The organism is Pararhodonellum marinum, assembly GCF_015354735.1.
In the GTDB taxonomy this organism is placed as follows: domain Bacteria; phylum Bacteroidota; class Bacteroidia; order Cytophagales; family Cyclobacteriaceae; genus Pararhodonellum; species Pararhodonellum marinum.
Map to the genome: position 1 here is coordinate 220,326 of NZ_JACEFJ010000005.1, position 13,912 is coordinate 234,237.

General features: G+C 41.7%; 25 protein-coding genes. All 25 read left to right on the forward strand.

What is annotated here, in order from left to right:
• On the forward strand, nucleotides 1-735 hold the full coding sequence (gene rpsC, locus H1A14_RS11975; protein ID WP_194776487.1) for a 30S ribosomal protein S3: 735 nt from the start codon (nucleotides 1-3) through the stop codon (nucleotides 733-735).
• A 23-nt stretch (nucleotides 736-758) separates the two neighbouring features.
• On the forward strand, nucleotides 759-1,178 hold the full coding sequence (gene rplP / locus H1A14_RS11980; RefSeq protein ID WP_194776488.1) for a 50S ribosomal protein L16: 420 nt from the start codon (nucleotides 759-761) through the stop codon (nucleotides 1,176-1,178).
• Between the two features lie 9 nt (nucleotides 1,179-1,187).
• Entirely contained in the window at nucleotides 1,188-1,382 is a 195-nt protein-coding gene (gene rpmC, locus H1A14_RS11985; RefSeq protein ID WP_194776489.1) for a 50S ribosomal protein L29, read from the forward strand.
• A gap of 7 nt (nucleotides 1,383-1,389) precedes the next feature.
• The gene (rpsQ, locus tag H1A14_RS11990) at nucleotides 1,390-1,653 is read left to right on the forward strand and encodes a 30S ribosomal protein S17 (RefSeq protein WP_194776490.1); all 264 of its coding nucleotides are present in this window, start codon (nucleotides 1,390-1,392) and stop codon (nucleotides 1,651-1,653) included.
• Nucleotides 1,654-1,655: 2 nt separating this feature from the next.
• Nucleotides 1,656-2,024 carry a 50S ribosomal protein L14 gene (gene rplN / locus H1A14_RS11995; RefSeq protein ID WP_194776491.1) on the forward strand — a complete coding sequence of 123 codons (369 nt, stop codon included), beginning with the start codon at nucleotides 1,656-1,658 and terminating at the stop codon, nucleotides 2,022-2,024.
• Between the two features lie 2 nt (nucleotides 2,025-2,026).
• Nucleotides 2,027-2,371, forward strand: a complete 345-nt coding sequence (gene rplX / locus H1A14_RS12000) for a 50S ribosomal protein L24 (protein ID WP_194776492.1) — start codon at nucleotides 2,027-2,029, stop codon at nucleotides 2,369-2,371.
• The gene (rplE, locus tag H1A14_RS12005; protein WP_194776493.1) at nucleotides 2,364-2,924 is read left to right on the forward strand and encodes a 50S ribosomal protein L5; all 561 of its coding nucleotides are present in this window, start codon (nucleotides 2,364-2,366) and stop codon (nucleotides 2,922-2,924) included. Before rplX ends, rplE begins: the two co-directional genes overlap by 8 nt.
• Before the next feature lie 2 nt (nucleotides 2,925-2,926).
• Nucleotides 2,927-3,196: a 30S ribosomal protein S14 gene (gene rpsN, locus H1A14_RS12010; protein WP_194776494.1), complete on the forward strand. Its 270-nt coding sequence runs from the start codon at nucleotides 2,927-2,929 to the stop codon at nucleotides 3,194-3,196.
• 84 nt (nucleotides 3,197-3,280) lie between these two features.
• Complete coding sequence (rpsH, locus tag H1A14_RS12015) at nucleotides 3,281-3,676, forward strand: 30S ribosomal protein S8 (RefSeq protein WP_194776495.1); 396 nt, start codon at nucleotides 3,281-3,283, stop codon at nucleotides 3,674-3,676.
• A gap of 9 nt (nucleotides 3,677-3,685) precedes the next feature.
• Nucleotides 3,686-4,243, forward strand: coding sequence for a 50S ribosomal protein L6 (gene rplF, locus H1A14_RS12020; RefSeq protein ID WP_194776496.1), 558 nt, complete (start codon nucleotides 3,686-3,688; stop codon nucleotides 4,241-4,243).
• Nucleotides 4,244-4,249: 6 nt separating this feature from the next.
• On the forward strand, nucleotides 4,250-4,600 hold the full coding sequence (gene rplR, locus H1A14_RS12025) for a 50S ribosomal protein L18 (protein ID WP_194776497.1): 351 nt from the start codon (nucleotides 4,250-4,252) through the stop codon (nucleotides 4,598-4,600).
• A 9-nt stretch (nucleotides 4,601-4,609) separates the two neighbouring features.
• A complete protein-coding gene (gene rpsE, locus H1A14_RS12030; RefSeq protein ID WP_194776498.1) occupies nucleotides 4,610-5,128 on the forward strand; it encodes a 30S ribosomal protein S5 in 519 nt (172 codons plus the stop codon).
• 4 nt (nucleotides 5,129-5,132) lie between these two features.
• The gene (rpmD, locus tag H1A14_RS12035) at nucleotides 5,133-5,312 is read left to right on the forward strand and encodes a 50S ribosomal protein L30 (RefSeq protein WP_194776499.1); all 180 of its coding nucleotides are present in this window, start codon (nucleotides 5,133-5,135) and stop codon (nucleotides 5,310-5,312) included.
• Between the two features lie 2 nt (nucleotides 5,313-5,314).
• A complete protein-coding gene (gene rplO / locus H1A14_RS12040; RefSeq protein WP_194776500.1) occupies nucleotides 5,315-5,761 on the forward strand; it encodes a 50S ribosomal protein L15 in 447 nt (148 codons plus the stop codon).
• Nucleotides 5,762-5,764: 3 nt separating this feature from the next.
• Nucleotides 5,765-7,081, forward strand: a complete 1,317-nt coding sequence (gene secY / locus H1A14_RS12045; RefSeq protein WP_194776501.1) for a preprotein translocase subunit SecY — start codon at nucleotides 5,765-5,767, stop codon at nucleotides 7,079-7,081.
• A 2-nt stretch (nucleotides 7,082-7,083) separates the two neighbouring features.
• Entirely contained in the window at nucleotides 7,084-7,857 is a 774-nt protein-coding gene (gene map, locus H1A14_RS12050) for a type I methionyl aminopeptidase (protein WP_194776502.1), read from the forward strand.
• Nucleotides 7,858-7,859: 2 nt separating this feature from the next.
• Nucleotides 7,860-8,078: a translation initiation factor IF-1 gene (gene infA / locus H1A14_RS12055; RefSeq protein WP_194776503.1), complete on the forward strand. Its 219-nt coding sequence runs from the start codon at nucleotides 7,860-7,862 to the stop codon at nucleotides 8,076-8,078.
• An 8-nt stretch (nucleotides 8,079-8,086) separates the two neighbouring features.
• Nucleotides 8,087-8,203: a 50S ribosomal protein L36 gene (gene rpmJ, locus H1A14_RS12060; RefSeq protein ID WP_189586007.1), complete on the forward strand. Its 117-nt coding sequence runs from the start codon at nucleotides 8,087-8,089 to the stop codon at nucleotides 8,201-8,203.
• Nucleotides 8,204-8,207: 4 nt separating this feature from the next.
• Nucleotides 8,208-8,585, forward strand: coding sequence for a 30S ribosomal protein S13 (gene rpsM / locus H1A14_RS12065; protein WP_194776504.1), 378 nt, complete (start codon nucleotides 8,208-8,210; stop codon nucleotides 8,583-8,585).
• A 15-nt stretch (nucleotides 8,586-8,600) separates the two neighbouring features.
• Nucleotides 8,601-8,999: a 30S ribosomal protein S11 gene (gene rpsK / locus H1A14_RS12070; protein WP_194776505.1), complete on the forward strand. Its 399-nt coding sequence runs from the start codon at nucleotides 8,601-8,603 to the stop codon at nucleotides 8,997-8,999.
• A gap of 18 nt (nucleotides 9,000-9,017) precedes the next feature.
• Nucleotides 9,018-9,623 (forward strand): 30S ribosomal protein S4, encoded by a 606-nt coding sequence (gene rpsD, locus H1A14_RS12075; RefSeq protein WP_194776506.1) that lies wholly within the window; start codon nucleotides 9,018-9,020, stop codon nucleotides 9,621-9,623.
• Between the two features lie 33 nt (nucleotides 9,624-9,656).
• Entirely contained in the window at nucleotides 9,657-10,646 is a 990-nt protein-coding gene (locus H1A14_RS12080; RefSeq protein ID WP_194776507.1) for a DNA-directed RNA polymerase subunit alpha, read from the forward strand.
• 5 nt (nucleotides 10,647-10,651) lie between these two features.
• Nucleotides 10,652-11,281, forward strand: a complete 630-nt coding sequence (gene rplQ / locus H1A14_RS12085; protein ID WP_194776508.1) for a 50S ribosomal protein L17 — start codon at nucleotides 10,652-10,654, stop codon at nucleotides 11,279-11,281.
• A gap of 128 nt (nucleotides 11,282-11,409) precedes the next feature.
• On the forward strand, nucleotides 11,410-12,534 hold the full coding sequence (gene carA / locus H1A14_RS12090; protein ID WP_194776592.1) for a glutamine-hydrolyzing carbamoyl-phosphate synthase small subunit: 1,125 nt from the start codon (nucleotides 11,410-11,412) through the stop codon (nucleotides 12,532-12,534).
• Nucleotides 12,531-13,808, forward strand: coding sequence for a phosphopyruvate hydratase (eno, locus tag H1A14_RS12095; RefSeq protein ID WP_194776509.1), 1,278 nt, complete (start codon nucleotides 12,531-12,533; stop codon nucleotides 13,806-13,808). The genes carA and eno overlap by 4 nt, the downstream gene beginning before the upstream one ends.
• Nucleotides 13,809-13,912: the final 104 nt, after the last annotated feature.

A 13,912-nucleotide genomic window follows, 5' to 3' on the forward strand; every position in this document is an offset into this window, starting at 1 on the left:
ATGGGACAAAAATCTAACCCAATTGGTTTAAGACTAGGTATCATAAAAGGCTGGGATTCCAACTGGTACGGAGGAAAAGACTTTGCTGAGAAACTCTATGAGGACCAGCAAATCAGAAAGTACGTACATGCCAGGATTCCAAAAGGGGGTATTTCCAAGGTCATCATCGAAAGAACTTTGAAAAGAATTACCCTGACCATTCACACAGCCCGTCCGGGTGTGGTGATCGGTAAAGGAGGAGCAGAGGTAGATAAGCTGAAAGAAGAGCTGAAAAACCTGACCAACAAAGACGTTCAAATCAATATTTTTGAAATCAAGCGTCCTGAACTGGATGCCAAATTGGTCGGTGAATCTGTAGCCCAACAACTTGAAGCCAGGATTTCTTTCAGAAGGGCCATGAAACAATCCATCGCAGCTGCCATGAGAGTGGGAGCCGAAGGAATCAAAATAAAGCTTTCCGGTCGTCTGGGCGGAGCTGAAATGGCAAGATCTGAAATGTATAAAGAGGGAAGAATTCCTCTGCACACATTGAGAGCAGATATTGATTATGCCATTTCTGAAGCCCAAACCGTATATGGAATCATTGGGATCAAAGTTTGGATCTTCAAAGGCGAAGTCTATGGCAAGCGTGACCTTTCCCCAAATGCGGGATTGAGCAACGAGCCAAAAGGCGCCGCAAGAGGAGGCAAACGTAGGGATAACAATGGTCCTAGACGCAGAAAGAGAAATAACTAATTTTCACCAATAAGTGAGAAATCATGTTACAGCCAAAAAGAACTAAATATAGGAAAATGCAAAAGGGCAGGGTCAAAGGGATCGCTCAGAGAGGGCATACGCTTTCTTTCGGCAACTTTGGCATCAAGTCCATGGAACCTGGATGGATTACGTCGCGACAGATTGAAGCTGCACGTATTGCCATGACCAGAGCAATGAAGAGAGAAGGCCAAGTTTGGATCAGGATTTTTCCTGACAAGCCGATTACCAAAAAGCCCGCTGAAGTAAGGATGGGTAAAGGGAAAGGTGCTCCTGAATATTGGGTAGCAGTGATCAAACCTGGAACCATTCTTTTTGAAGCAACCGGTGTAGACTTGGAAACAGCGCAGGAAGCCTTAAGGTTAGCGCAACAAAAACTTCCGGTCAGTACAAAATTTGTAGTACGTAGAGATTACGTGGGATAATTTGAAACTATGAAAAACTCTGAAATAAGATCACTCACAGACAGTGAAATCGCCGAGCGTATTGTAGCTGAGCAGGAAAATTTGACAAAATTGCGATTTGCTCATGCCGTTTCTCCCATAGAGAATCCAAATAAAATAAGAGAAACAAAGCGATTCATCGCAAGATTGAAGACCGCTTTGAGGGCAAAACAACTAGCAAAATAAGAATCAAATGGCTACTACAGAGAGAAATCTTCGTAAAGAAAGAATAGGTAAAGTAGTCAGCAACAAGATGGACAAGTCCATCACTGTTGCCGTAGAGAGAAAGGTAAAACACCCGATCTACGGTAAATTTGTTGCCAAGACTACCAAATTTATGGTTCATGACGAGAAAAACGAGTGCACCGAAGGTGATACCGTAAAAATAAGTGAAACCCGTCCGCTGAGCAAGAACAAGCGTTGGAGATTGGTGGAAATAATAGAGAAGGCTAAATAATCATGATACAACAAGAATCGAGATTAGGCGTAGCGGATAATTCAGGTGCCAAAGAAGTACTTGTGATCCGTGTTTTGGGAGGAACCAGAAAAAAATATGCCTCTATAGGTGATAAAGTGGTCGTGACTGTCAAGTCTGCCCTCTCTTCCAGCAACATGAAAAAAGGTACCGTTTCCAAAGCGGTGATAGTAAGAACAAAAAAAGAGATCAGAAGAAAAGACGGATCTTACATTCGTTTTGAAGATAATGCTGCTGTTCTTTTGAACAACAACGATGAGCCCAGAGGAACCCGTATATTCGGACCTGTGGCCAGAGAGTTGAGGGAAAAGCAGTTTATGAAGATCGTTTCTTTAGCCCCAGAAGTATTGTAATCATGGAAAGCAAGACCAATAAAAAACCAAAGTTTCATGTCAAAACCGGTGATACCGTGAAGGTATTGGCGGGTGATGACAAAGGTAAATCAGGTAAGATTCTTTCTGTTGATGTCAAAAAGACCAGGGCGATCGTAGAAGGGCTCAATTTGGTGACCAAACACATCAAACCTACTGCGACCAATCCTCAGGGAGGTATTGAGAAGAAAGAAGCTGCCATTCATTTGAGCAACCTGATGTTGGTGGATCCTAAAACAGGAGAAGCTACCAGAACAGGAAGAAAGCCAGGTGAAAACGGAAAATTAACTAGATATTCTAAGAAAACCGGGGAGGTGATCAATGGCTAGTCCAAGAATTAAAGAGAAATACCAGAAGGAAGTTATTCCAGTATTAATGGAAAAATTTCAATACAAGTCTGTGATGCAAGTACCGAAGCTGACCAAAATTGTGATCAACAAAGGTATCGGAGCAGCTGTAGCGGACAAAAAATTAGTAGATCAAGGTGTTGAGGAATTGACCCTTATTGCCGGTCAAAGAGCTGTAGCCACCAAGGCCAAGACTTCTATCTCCAATTTTAAACTTAGAGATGGAATGCCTATTGGTGCTAAAGTTACTTTGAGAGGTGAGAGGATGTATGAATTTCTTGACAGGTTGATGACTGTGGCATTGCCAAGGGTCAGGGATTTTAAAGGAATCAATGACAAAGGTTTTGATGGAAGAGGAAATTACACTTTAGGTGTAACCGAACAAATCATTTTCCCTGAAATCAGCATAGAAAAGGTGAACAGGATATCCGGTATGGACATCACTATCGTCACCACTGCTGATACTGATGAGGAGGCCTTCGTTTTGTTGAAATCCTTCGGAATGCCATTTGTAAACAAAAATAATCAAGAATAATTATGGCAAAAGAGTCAATAAAAGCTCGTGAGAGAAAAAGAGAACGTCTTGTAGCCAAATACGCCAAGAAAAGAGCAGATCTTAAGGCAGCTGGTGATTATGAGGCTTTGGACAAACTTCCCAAAAATGCTTCACCGGTCCGTCTGCACAACAGGTGTAAATTGACAGGACGTCCAAAAGGATATATGAGAAAATTTGGCATCAACAGGGTCACTTTCAGAGAGATGGCTTCAGCTGGCAAGATTCCAGGTGTTACCAAATCCAGCTGGTAAAATTCATATAAAAGTTTTTATTCTAATAATCATTGTGTAACTTTGCACGCCCGAATGGGGGCATGTAGTTAGACTAATATAAATATGACTGATCCAATAGCTGATTATCTGACCAGGTTGAGAAACGCCATCAAGGCTTCTCACCGTATCGTTGAGATACCTGCTTCTAATATTAAGAAGGAAATCACTAAGGTGCTTCATGACAAGGGGTACATTCAGAACTATAAATTTGAAGATGAGGGTCCTCAGGGAACCATCAAAATAGCTTTGAAGTACAATCCTGCCACCAAGCAAAATGCAATAGTGAATCTTTCAAGGATTAGCAAGCCAGGTTTGAGAAAATATGTTAAGCACGAGGACATGCCCCGTGTGATCAACGGCTTAGGCATCGCCATCCTGTCCACTTCCAAAGGTGTAATGACCGACAAGGAAGCAAAAAATGAGGGCATTGGTGGAGAAGTACTTTGTTTCGTTTATTAAAAAACCGTTATGTCTAGAATAGGTAAAAAACCAATAAATATACCGGCGGGTGTTACTGTAGACGTGTCAGAACACAATACTGTCACTGTTAAAGGTCCCAAAGGTACGTTGGTCAGGGAAATCAATCCCGACATCGCCGTCAAGGTGGAAAACAACGAAATTGTATTCAAAAGACCTACCGAGTCCAAAAGACACAAGTCACTTCATGGTTTGTATCGATCCCTTGTCAACAACATGGTAATCGGCGTAAGTGAAGGGTACAAAAAGGAATTGGAGCTAGTAGGTGTAGGTTACAAAGCCACTAACCAAGGTCAGGTTTTGGAACTTGCTTTGGGGTATTCCCACAACATTTTCTTTTCTCTACCGAGTGAAGTAAGTGTGGCAACAGAAACCCCAAAAGGTAAGAATCCTACCGTTACATTAGAAGGTGTAGACAAGGAATTGGTTGGGCAAATTGCCGCCAAAATCAAATCCTTCAGAAAAGTCGAGCCTTACAAAGGTAAAGGTGTAAGGTTTAAAGGTGAATTGGTTAGAAGAAAAGCGGGTAAAACTGCTGCTAAAAAATAATTAGAGATGGCTTTTGATAAGAATTCAAGAAGACTTAGAATCAAGAAAAGCATCAGAAGGAAGATTTCTGGTACAGATTCAAGACCTCGATTGGCAGTATTTAAAAGCAATACTGGTATATACGCACAATTGGTGGATGACCTTAAAGGTCATACACTGGCCCAAGCTTCTTCCAAAGAACTGGGTGCGGCAATGAACGCCAACATGTCTGTTTCCAAGGAAGTAGGAAAAAAATTGGCTGAAAGAGCGACTGCAAATGGTGTCACCGAAGTGGTGTTTGACAGAAGCGGTTACTTATATCACGGTAATGTAAAAGCTCTTGCCGAAGGTGCAAGGGAAGGTGGCCTTAAATTTTAATAGATTATTATGTCCCAAGTTAAAAGAAAACCCATTAGGGCAACAGATACAGAACTCAAAGAAAAAGTTGTAGCGATCAATCGGGTTGCCAAAGTAGTAAAAGGAGGTAGAAGATTCTCTTTCTCTGCTATCGTGGTAGTCGGTGATGGTAATGGAGTAGTGGGCTATGGTCTAGGTAAGGCTAATGAGGTAACTGACGCAATCACCAAAGGCATTGAAGATGCGAAGAAAAGCCTGGTAAGGGTTCCGGTATTGAAAGGTACCATCCCTCACGAGCAAATCGGAAAATTTGGTGGTGGTTTCGTATTGATTAAGCCAGCAGCACCCGGTACCGGTGTGATTGCAGGTGGAGCCATGAGAGCTGTATTGGAAAGTGCAGGTGTAACTGACGTATTGGCCAAGTCTAAGGGATCTTCCAACCCACACAATGTGGTGAAGGCGACCATTGACGCTTTGGTCCAACTTAGGGATGCAATTGCGGTTTCTCAGCAACGAAGTGTGAAAATGTCAAAAGTTTTTAACGGATAAACAGATGGCTAAGCTAAGAGTAACGCAAACCAAGAGTACCATCAAAAGACCCAAAGACCAAAAAGCTACCATCATTGCACTCGGTCTTGGTAAAATCAATAGGTCTGTGGAGATTGAAAATACCCCTGCTATGGTCGGTATGGTAAGAAAAGTCAATCACCTTGTAAAAGTGGAGGAAATCTAATCATGAAATTACATACATTAAAACCTAATGAAGGTTCTGTAAAAACCCGTAAAAGAATCGGTCGCGGACAAGGTTCTGGAAGGGGTGGAACGTCTACAAGAGGGCATAAAGGAGCTAAGTCAAGATCTGGTTATAAATCCAAGCTTGGATTTGAAGGTGGTCAGATGCCACTTCAAAGAAGAATCCCTAAATTTGGGTTTAAAAGCTTTAATAGGATTGAAAACAAACCTATCAACCTGAATACGCTACAGGCTTTATCCGAAAAACTCAGTATTGATACCATCACATTTGATGTTTTGGTGGAAAATGGGTTGGCTGGTAAAAAAGATGTTGTAAAAATCCTAGGAAGAGGCGAACTTACAGCGAAATTGAATGTAAGTGCTCACCAATTCTCAGCTGCCGCAGCAGAAGCTATCGAAAAAGTAGGCGGTACTGTTAACAAGATTTAAAGAATGAAAAAGTTTATCTCAACAGTTAAGAATATCTTTTCTATTGAAGATTTAAGGATCAGGATCCTCAATACCCTAGGTTTTCTAGTGGTGTTCAGACTTGGTTCTTTCATCGTATTGCCAGGCGTAGATCCCAGTAAATTGTCTGACTCTGCAGAAGGTATATTCGGACTGATCGATACTTTCCTAGGAGGGGCATTTAGCAATGCCTCTATCTTTGGTTTGGGGATCATGCCCTACATATCTGCTTCCATCGTGTTGCAGCTATTGACTGTTGGAGTACCTTATTTCCAGAAACTCCAGAAAGAAGGAGAATCCGGAAGAAAAAGAATCAATCAGATCACAAGAGTGCTTACGATTCTGATCACTTTGGCTCAAGGAGTTGGCTATCTTTCTGCCACCATACCGAATGAAGCCATTATGGTCAGCAAGCCGCTCTTCATGTTCAGTTCATTGGTATTGCTATCCGCAGGAACCATGTTCTGTATGTGGTTAGGTGAGAAAATCACAGAAAAGGGTATCGGTAATGGTATTTCTATGCTGATTATGATAGGCATTATATCAGCCCTTCCCGGAGCAATTATAGCGGAAACCATATCAAAAGGCACTTCTGGATTGTTGTTGCTGCTGATTGAGGGAGCTGTTCTGTTCTTTGTTGTACTGGGTACAGTGGCTTTAACAGAAGCCACCAGAAGGATTCCGGTTCAGTATGCCAAACAGGTAGTGGGCGGAAAAGTCTATGGAGGACAAAGACAGTATATTCCGATCAAGGTGAATGCCTCTGGGGTAATGCCGATTATCTTTGCTCAGTCTCTGATGTTCTTGCCTGCTTTGATCGCACAAATTTGGTCTTCTGAGAGTGATATTGCCAACTATATTGGTACCACATTCTCTGATTTCACTTCTTGGCAATACAACTTGGTGTTTGCTATCATGATCATTCTATTCACGTTCTTCTACACAGCCATCACGGTCAATCCAGAACAGATTGCTGAAGACATGAAAAGAAACGGAGGATTTATACCTGGTATCAAACCTGGTGCACCTACCTCTGATTTTATTGACAACATCATTTCAAGGATCACATTACCGGGATCAATTCTTCTTTCCGTAGTGGCAATCTTGCCTGCCTTTGCCATAGTAGCAGGAGTAGGAGCTCAGTTTGCCCAATTCTATGGTGGTACCTCCCTCCTTATTATGGTAGGGGTGATCATGGATACGTTGAGACAAATTGAAAGCTATTTGTTGATGAGGCATTACGAAGGCATGATGAAGAGTGGTAACATGAGGAATAATCCCTCTAATTACGCCGTGGCATAAAAATGATACATTACAAGACTTCTGAGGAAGTCCAGTTGATAAAAGACAGTGCCGAAATACTAGGCAAAGCCCATGGGGAAGTTGCCAAAAATGTTAAAGTGGGGGTAAAGACCTCCTTTTTGGACAAGATAGCAGAAGAATACATCCGGGATCATCAGGGTGTACCTTCTTTTAAAGGATACAATGGATTTCCAGCTTCCCTCTGCATTTCTGTAAATGAGGTGGTGGTTCATGGATTTCCAAGTGATTATGTTTTGAAAGATGGCGATATAATCTCAGTAGATTGTGGAGTCTTTCACCAAGGTTTTCATAGCGATTGCGCTTATACTTACCCTGTTGGTGAAGTTTCCCCTGAAGTTTTATCCCTGCTCAAAGCAACCAAGGAATCCTTATATCTAGGTATTGAAAAAGCTGTTTTTGGCAACCGGATTGGAGATGTTGGCAATGCCATTCAAAAATTTGTGGAATCCAAAGGGTACACGGTGGTGAGGGAATTGGTAGGTCACGGTCTTGGCCGGCACCTGCATGAAGCGCCTGAAGTACCCAATTATGGGAAAAAAGGTAGCGGTCCCCTGTTGAAGGATGGTATGGTGTTGGCTATAGAGCCAATGGTCAATTTGGGTACTAGAAACATTGTGCAGGAAAGGGATGGCTGGACCATTCGGACAGCAGATCGGAAACCTTCGGCACATTATGAACATACCGTGGTGGTATTTGAGGACAAAACTGAAATCATCACCACACACCAGTACATAGAAGAAAATTTTAAATTCTAAATATGGCCAAACAAGCATCTATTGAGCAAGATGGTACAATTATAGAAGCATTATCCAATGCAATGTTTAAAGTGGAACTTGAAAATGGCCATCAATTGATTGCGCATATTTCGGGTAAAATGAGAATGAATTACATTAAAATTCTTCCAGGTGACCGGGTCAAATTGGAGCTATCTCCCTATGACCTTTCCAAGGGTAGAATTGTATACCGGTATAAATAAAAAAGATCATGAAAGTTAAGGCATCTATCAAAAAGAGGAGTGCTGAATGTAAAGTGATTCGTAGAAAAGGAAAGCTTTACGTCATCAACAAGAAAAATCCTAAGTTTAAACAAAGACAAGGTTAATATTATGGCAAGAATCGCAGGTGTTGACATCCCAGACAATAAAAGAGGAGAGATCGGCTTGACCTATATCTTCGGAATAGGAAGAAGTTCGGCCAGAGCCATTTTGACAAAGGCAGGTATCTCTTATGATAAAAAAGCAGGTGAGTGGGACGATGATGAATCGACCGCTATCAGGAATCTAATTGCTGAGGAATTCAAGACAGAAGGTGTTTTGAAGTCAGAGATCCAATTGAACATCAAGAGATTGATGGATATAGGTTGTTACAGGGGATTGAGACACAGAAAAGGGCTTCCTGTTCGTGGACAAAAAACCAAAAACAACGCTAGAACTAGAAAAGGTAAGAGAAAGACCGTTGCAAACAAGAAAAAGGCAACTAAATAAATCTTGATTTAGATTATGGCTCAGAAAAGAAACGAAAAAGCTAAAGGTAAAAAAAGAGTTGTTAAAGTAGAAACGGTAGGCCAAGTGCATATCAAAGCTTCCTTTAACAACATCATCATCTCTATTACCAATAATTCCGGTCAGGTAATCTCTTGGGCATCTGCCGGAAAGATGGGCTTCAGGGGTTCCAAAAAGAACACACCTTATGCCGCTCAGATGGCTGCACAAAACTGCGGACAAGTAGCCTATGACTTAGGACTTAGAAAAATTGAGGTCTATGTAAAAGGCCCAGGTGCAGGTAGAGAATCTGCTATCAGAACCCTACAAGGTGTAGGCCTTGATGTTACTACGATTATTGATGTAACACCACTTCCGCATAACGGATGTCGTCCTCCCAAACGTAGAAGAGTTTAACTTTAAAGTAGAAATACAATGGCAAGATATACAGGTCCTAAAGCTAAAATTGCTAGAAAATTCGGTGAACCTATCGAAGGTCATAGCAAAGTGCTACAAAAGAAAAACTATCCTCCAGGCCAACATGGCAGAGGAAGAAGAAAGAAACAGTCTGAATACGCAATACAGTTGGCTGAAAAACAAAAAGCCAAATATATCTATGGCGTTTTGGAAAGACAATTTGCCAAAATGTTCGGCATTGCTTCCAGAAAACAAGGTATTACGGGTGAAAACCTGCTTCAATTGCTTGAATCCAGACTGGATAACACCATTTACAGATTGGGCATTGCCCCAACCAGAAGAGGCGCAAGACAGCTGGTTTCTCACAAACACATCTTGGTCAACGGCGATGTGGTAAACATTCCTTCTTACACACTAAAGCCCGGCGATGTGGTTTCTGTAAGGGAGCGTTCCAAATCTCTTTTGATCGTTACAGAAAGCCTAGCAGGTAAAGGCAATAACCGCTATCCTTGGTTAGAGTGGGATAGCAGTTCTCTTACCGGTAAGTTTGTTAACATACCTACCAGGGATGAGATTCCTGAGAACATCAAAGAACAACTTATTGTTGAACTTTACTCTAAGTAAAATTTTATCTCTTACTAAAAAAGAACTATTGATATGTCCATACTAGCATTTCAAATGCCCGAAAAAGTGGTAATGGAAAAAGCCGACGATTTTCATGGCTTATTCACTTTTAAACCGCTTGAAAAAGGATACGGGGTCACTATTGGTAATGCATTAAGAAGAATTTTACTTTCTTCCTTGGAAGGATATGCCATCACTTCGGTAAAAATACCCAGTGTGGTGCACGAATTCTCTTCAATTGAAGGGGTAGTGGAAGATGTCACCGACATCATTCTTAACCTCAAGCAGGTGAGATTCAGAAAAATTCATGATTCAATTGACGGTAAAATCACGGTAGAAATCAGTGGTAAAAAGGTATTTACTGCAGGTGATATCGCCAAACATACGACCTCATTTGAGATATTGAACCCGGAAATGATCATTTGCCATTTGGACGACTCAAAAAGTTTGGAGTTAGAATTGACCATTGAAAAAGGAAGGGGATATCTTCCTGCTGAGGAATCCAAACCTAAAGATCAGGTGTTTGGAGTAATACCCATCGATGCAATTTTCACCCCAATTAAGAATGTGAAATACAGCGTTGAAAATACAAGGGTAGAGCAAAAGACGGATTTTGAAAAGTTGATCTTAGAGGTCAGTACAGATGGATCTATCCATCCTGAAAAGGCACTTCAAGAGGCGGCTAAAATCCTTATCCAACACTTCATGTTGTTTTCTGACCAAACCATGGTTTTGGATACTCCAGGAGCCAGTGAGGTGGAGCCGATTGATGAGGAATTCCTTCATATGAGAAAGCTTCTCAAAACGCCTCTCAGTGATCTTGATTTGTCCGTTAGGGCTTTCAATTGCCTTAAAGCTGCAGATGTAAAATCTTTGGGTGATTTAGCCAGGCTTGAAATATCTGATATGATGAAATTCAGGAATTTTGGTAAAAAGTCACTTGCGGAATTGGAACAGTTAATCCAAGAAAAAGGCCTGACCTTCGGCATGGATTTGTCTAAGTATAAACTTGATGAAGAATAATTAAAATGAGACACGGTAAAAAATTTAACCACCTTGGTAGGACGGCGTCACACAGAAAAGCGATGCTTTCCAATATGGCGAATTCCTTGTTTCTTCACAAGCGTATCTCAACTACGCTTGCCAAGGCCAAAGAATTGAGGAAATATGTAGAGCCTTTGGTGACAAGGGCCAAAGAAGATACTACCCACAATAGAAGAATTGCATTTTCATACCTTCAAAACAAAGAAGGCATTAAAATATTATTCGGAGAAGTGGTAGAGAAAGTGGGTAGCAGACCAGGTGGATACACCAGGATCATCAAAACCGGATTCAGATTAGGTGATAATGCCGAAATGTGTATCATCGAACTGGTGGACTTTAACGAACTGATGCTGAAAGATACCAAACCAGCCAAGAAAACTACCAGAAGAAGTAGAAGAGGCGGTTCTGGCAAATCAACTACAGCTACTTCAGAAACTCCAGCCAAAGAGGAAAAAGCTCCTGCAGCGAAAGCGAAAACTGAGGCACCTGAGGCTGAGGTAGTGGAGGATGCTCCTGAAGCAAAAGCTGAAGTGGATGCTCCGGAAGCGAAAAGCGAAGAGCAAGCTCCAGAAGCGGATGCCAACGATAAAAAGGATGAGGACAAAACGGAATAGTCATTCATGCAGCCAACAATTGTAAAAAAAGGGATTGAACAAACGTTCAGTCCCTTTTTTTATATCCTTTGCATAAATCCCTGTCACTTACTGATAAATTCCTTAAATTTGAGCACTTAATTAACATGATGGAAAAACAAAAAGCAACCCTTCTCTTGGCCGATGGAATGGTATTCCATGGCAACCTGATCGGAAAGTCTGGTACCAATGGCGGTGAAATCTGTTTCAACACTGGAATGAGCGGATATCAGGAAATCTACACTGATCCCTCATACACTGGACAGATCATCATCAATACCACAGCACATATTGGAAATTACGGTGTGATTGATGACGAAGTTGAATCTGATTCTCCAAAAATTGCAGGACTCGTAGTCAATAGCTTTTCTGAGGTGTATAGCAGGCTTGACGCTAAACAATCCTTGCAGGATTACTTGGTAGCACATGCTATAACGGGAATTGCAGATATCGATACCCGTAAGTTAGTTAGGCATATCCGCTCCAAAGGGGCCATGAATGCCATCATTAGTTCTGAATATGAAGGGGATCTTGAAGGCCTGCAACGTGAACTGGATAAGGTTCCTGATATGGAGGGCTTAGAACTTTCGAGCACTGTCTCTACCAAAGAAGCTTACTTTTACGGTAATGAAGCAGCCTCTATCAAAGTTGCTTGTTTGGATTTTGGGATCAAGACCAATATCCTTAGGAGTTTGGCAGCAAGAAATGTGTATTGTAAGGTCTTCCCCGCTAAATCAGATTTTGCAGAAATGGATGATTGGGAACCTGATGCTTATTTTCTTTCCAATGGCCCAGGTGACCCTGCCGTAATGGAGTATGCCGTCAATACCACAAAAGCCATCTTGGAATCAGGCAAACCGGTATTTGGGATCTGTCTGGGGCATCAGATTCTTGCTGAGGCCTGTGGTATTTCCACCTATAAAATGCACCACGGACACAGGGGACTTAACCACCCCATCAAAAATCTGGTGAAGGGAACCAGTGAGATTACCTCTCAAAACCATGGTTTTGTAGTCAATAAAGAAGACATTGAAAATAATCCTGACATTGAAATTACCCATATCCACCTCAATGACGGGACAGTGGCTGGTATTAAAGTAAAAAATAAACCCGCATTTTCCGTACAGTACCATCCCGAATCTTCCCCGGGACCTCATGATTCCAGATACCTTTTCGACGATTTTATTTCACTTATTCATAACCAATTAGAACCATTAAACCTTTTAAAATCATGACATTGATTCAATCTATTCATGCCAGACAAATCCTTGACTCAAGGGGCAATCCCACTGTAGAAGTGGATGTGATTACAGAAAACGGCGCTTTTGGTAGGGCTGCTGTGCCTAGTGGAGCCTCTACTGGAATTCACGAAGCAGTGGAATTGCGGGATGAAGACAAAAACATATACATGGGTAAAGGCGTCCTCAAAGCAGTAGCCAATGTCAATGACGTCATTGCACCGGAATTGATAGGATTTGATACCTTCGAACAAAATCAGATTGACCAGATCATGATAGAAATGGACGGCACCAAAAACAAAAGCAAATTAGGTGCTAATGCCATTTTAGGAGTTTCCCTTGCCGTGGCCAAAGCCGCAGCTATGGAGGCCGGTCAGCCTCTATACCGTTACATCGGTGGTGTCAATGCCAATACACTTCCTGTTCCAATGATGAATATTCTGAATGGCGGTTCACATGCGGACAATGGGATTGATTTTCAAGAATTTATGGTCATGCCTTCCGGTGCGGCAAGTTTTTCTGAAGCCCTGAGAATGGGTGCTCAAATCTTTCATCACCTTAAGTCAGTACTGAAATCCAAAGGACTTTCCACCAATGTAGGAGATGAAGGTGGATTTGCACCAGACCTCAAAAACAATGTGGAAGCCATAGAAGTGACACTTCAGGCCATAGAAAAGGCTGGTTTCAAACCTGGAGAAGACGTATTCATTGCCTTGGATCCAGCCTCTTCCGAATTCTATGATGCTGAAAAAGGTCTTTATATTTTTAAAAAATCAACCGGAGACCAATTAACTTCCACTCAAATGGCGGATTATTGGGCAGATTGGGCCAAAAAATACCCCATTATTTCCATCGAAGATGGTATGGCAGAAGATGATTGGAAGGGTTGGAAGGCGCTGACGGATGCCGTCGGAGACAAGATCCAAATTGTGGGAGATGACCTTTTTGTGACCAATGTAGAAAGATTGCAAAAAGGCATTGACCAAGGCATCGCCAATGCTTTGCTGGTAAAAGTAAACCAAATCGGGTCGCTGACTGAGACGATCAATGCAGTGGATCTCTGCCATAGAAACAAATACAAATCTGTGATGTCCCATAGGTCTGGAGAGACGGAAGACTCCACCATCGCTGATTTGGCTGTCGCTTTGAATACAGGACAGATCAAAACAGGATCAGCTTCCAGATCAGATAGGATGGCAAAATACAACCAATTGCTCAGAATTGAGGAACAATTGGGCGAATCGGCTTATTTTCCAGGGAAAAAGTTTTAAGCCATCAAATCTTAAAAAAGCAGCCTTTAAACGGGCTGCTTTTTTTTGTTAAATGAAAAGATGGTTTTTTTAGTAGGAAATTATGTCTAAATTTTCAAAGAAAA

What these genes read in the sequence shown, in the direction of transcription:
- rpsN (WP_194776494.1), top strand. Translation starts at nt 2,927, where the DNA reads ATGGCAAAAGAGTCAATAAAAGCTCGTGAGAGAAAAAGAGAACGTCTT.
- rpsK (WP_194776505.1), top strand. Translation starts at nt 8,601, where the DNA reads ATGGCTCAGAAAAGAAACGAAAAAGCTAAAGGTAAAAAAAGAGTTGTT.
- rpmJ (WP_189586007.1), top strand. Translation starts at nt 8,087, where the DNA reads ATGAAAGTTAAGGCATCTATCAAAAAGAGGAGTGCTGAATGTAAAGTG.
- rpsQ (WP_194776490.1), top strand. Translation starts at nt 1,390, where the DNA reads ATGGCTACTACAGAGAGAAATCTTCGTAAAGAAAGAATAGGTAAAGTA.
- map (WP_194776502.1), top strand. Translation starts at nt 7,084, where the DNA reads ATGATACATTACAAGACTTCTGAGGAAGTCCAGTTGATAAAAGACAGT.
- rplR (WP_194776497.1), top strand. Translation starts at nt 4,250, where the DNA reads ATGGCTTTTGATAAGAATTCAAGAAGACTTAGAATCAAGAAAAGCATC.
- rpmC (WP_194776489.1), top strand. Translation starts at nt 1,188, where the DNA reads ATGAAAAACTCTGAAATAAGATCACTCACAGACAGTGAAATCGCCGAG.
- rplO (WP_194776500.1), top strand. Translation starts at nt 5,315, where the DNA reads ATGAAATTACATACATTAAAACCTAATGAAGGTTCTGTAAAAACCCGT.
- rplE (WP_194776493.1), top strand. Translation starts at nt 2,364, where the DNA reads ATGGCTAGTCCAAGAATTAAAGAGAAATACCAGAAGGAAGTTATTCCA.
- H1A14_RS12080 (WP_194776507.1), top strand. Translation starts at nt 9,657, where the DNA reads ATGTCCATACTAGCATTTCAAATGCCCGAAAAAGTGGTAATGGAAAAA.
- rplN (WP_194776491.1), top strand. Translation starts at nt 1,656, where the DNA reads ATGATACAACAAGAATCGAGATTAGGCGTAGCGGATAATTCAGGTGCC.
- rplQ (WP_194776508.1), top strand. Translation starts at nt 10,652, where the DNA reads ATGAGACACGGTAAAAAATTTAACCACCTTGGTAGGACGGCGTCACAC.
- rplF (WP_194776496.1), top strand. Translation starts at nt 3,686, where the DNA reads ATGTCTAGAATAGGTAAAAAACCAATAAATATACCGGCGGGTGTTACT.
- rpsM (WP_194776504.1), top strand. Translation starts at nt 8,208, where the DNA reads ATGGCAAGAATCGCAGGTGTTGACATCCCAGACAATAAAAGAGGAGAG.
- rplX (WP_194776492.1), top strand. Translation starts at nt 2,027, where the DNA reads ATGGAAAGCAAGACCAATAAAAAACCAAAGTTTCATGTCAAAACCGGT.
- carA (WP_194776592.1), top strand. Translation starts at nt 11,410, where the DNA reads ATGGAAAAACAAAAAGCAACCCTTCTCTTGGCCGATGGAATGGTATTC.
- rpsC (WP_194776487.1), top strand. Translation starts at nt 1, where the DNA reads ATGGGACAAAAATCTAACCCAATTGGTTTAAGACTAGGTATCATAAAA.
- infA (WP_194776503.1), top strand. Translation starts at nt 7,860, where the DNA reads ATGGCCAAACAAGCATCTATTGAGCAAGATGGTACAATTATAGAAGCA.
- secY (WP_194776501.1), top strand. Translation starts at nt 5,765, where the DNA reads ATGAAAAAGTTTATCTCAACAGTTAAGAATATCTTTTCTATTGAAGAT.
- rplP (WP_194776488.1), top strand. Translation starts at nt 759, where the DNA reads ATGTTACAGCCAAAAAGAACTAAATATAGGAAAATGCAAAAGGGCAGG.
- eno (WP_194776509.1), top strand. Translation starts at nt 12,531, where the DNA reads ATGACATTGATTCAATCTATTCATGCCAGACAAATCCTTGACTCAAGG.
- rpsH (WP_194776495.1), top strand. Translation starts at nt 3,281, where the DNA reads ATGACTGATCCAATAGCTGATTATCTGACCAGGTTGAGAAACGCCATC.
- rpsD (WP_194776506.1), top strand. Translation starts at nt 9,018, where the DNA reads ATGGCAAGATATACAGGTCCTAAAGCTAAAATTGCTAGAAAATTCGGT.
- rpmD (WP_194776499.1), top strand. Translation starts at nt 5,133, where the DNA reads ATGGCTAAGCTAAGAGTAACGCAAACCAAGAGTACCATCAAAAGACCC.
- rpsE (WP_194776498.1), top strand. Translation starts at nt 4,610, where the DNA reads ATGTCCCAAGTTAAAAGAAAACCCATTAGGGCAACAGATACAGAACTC.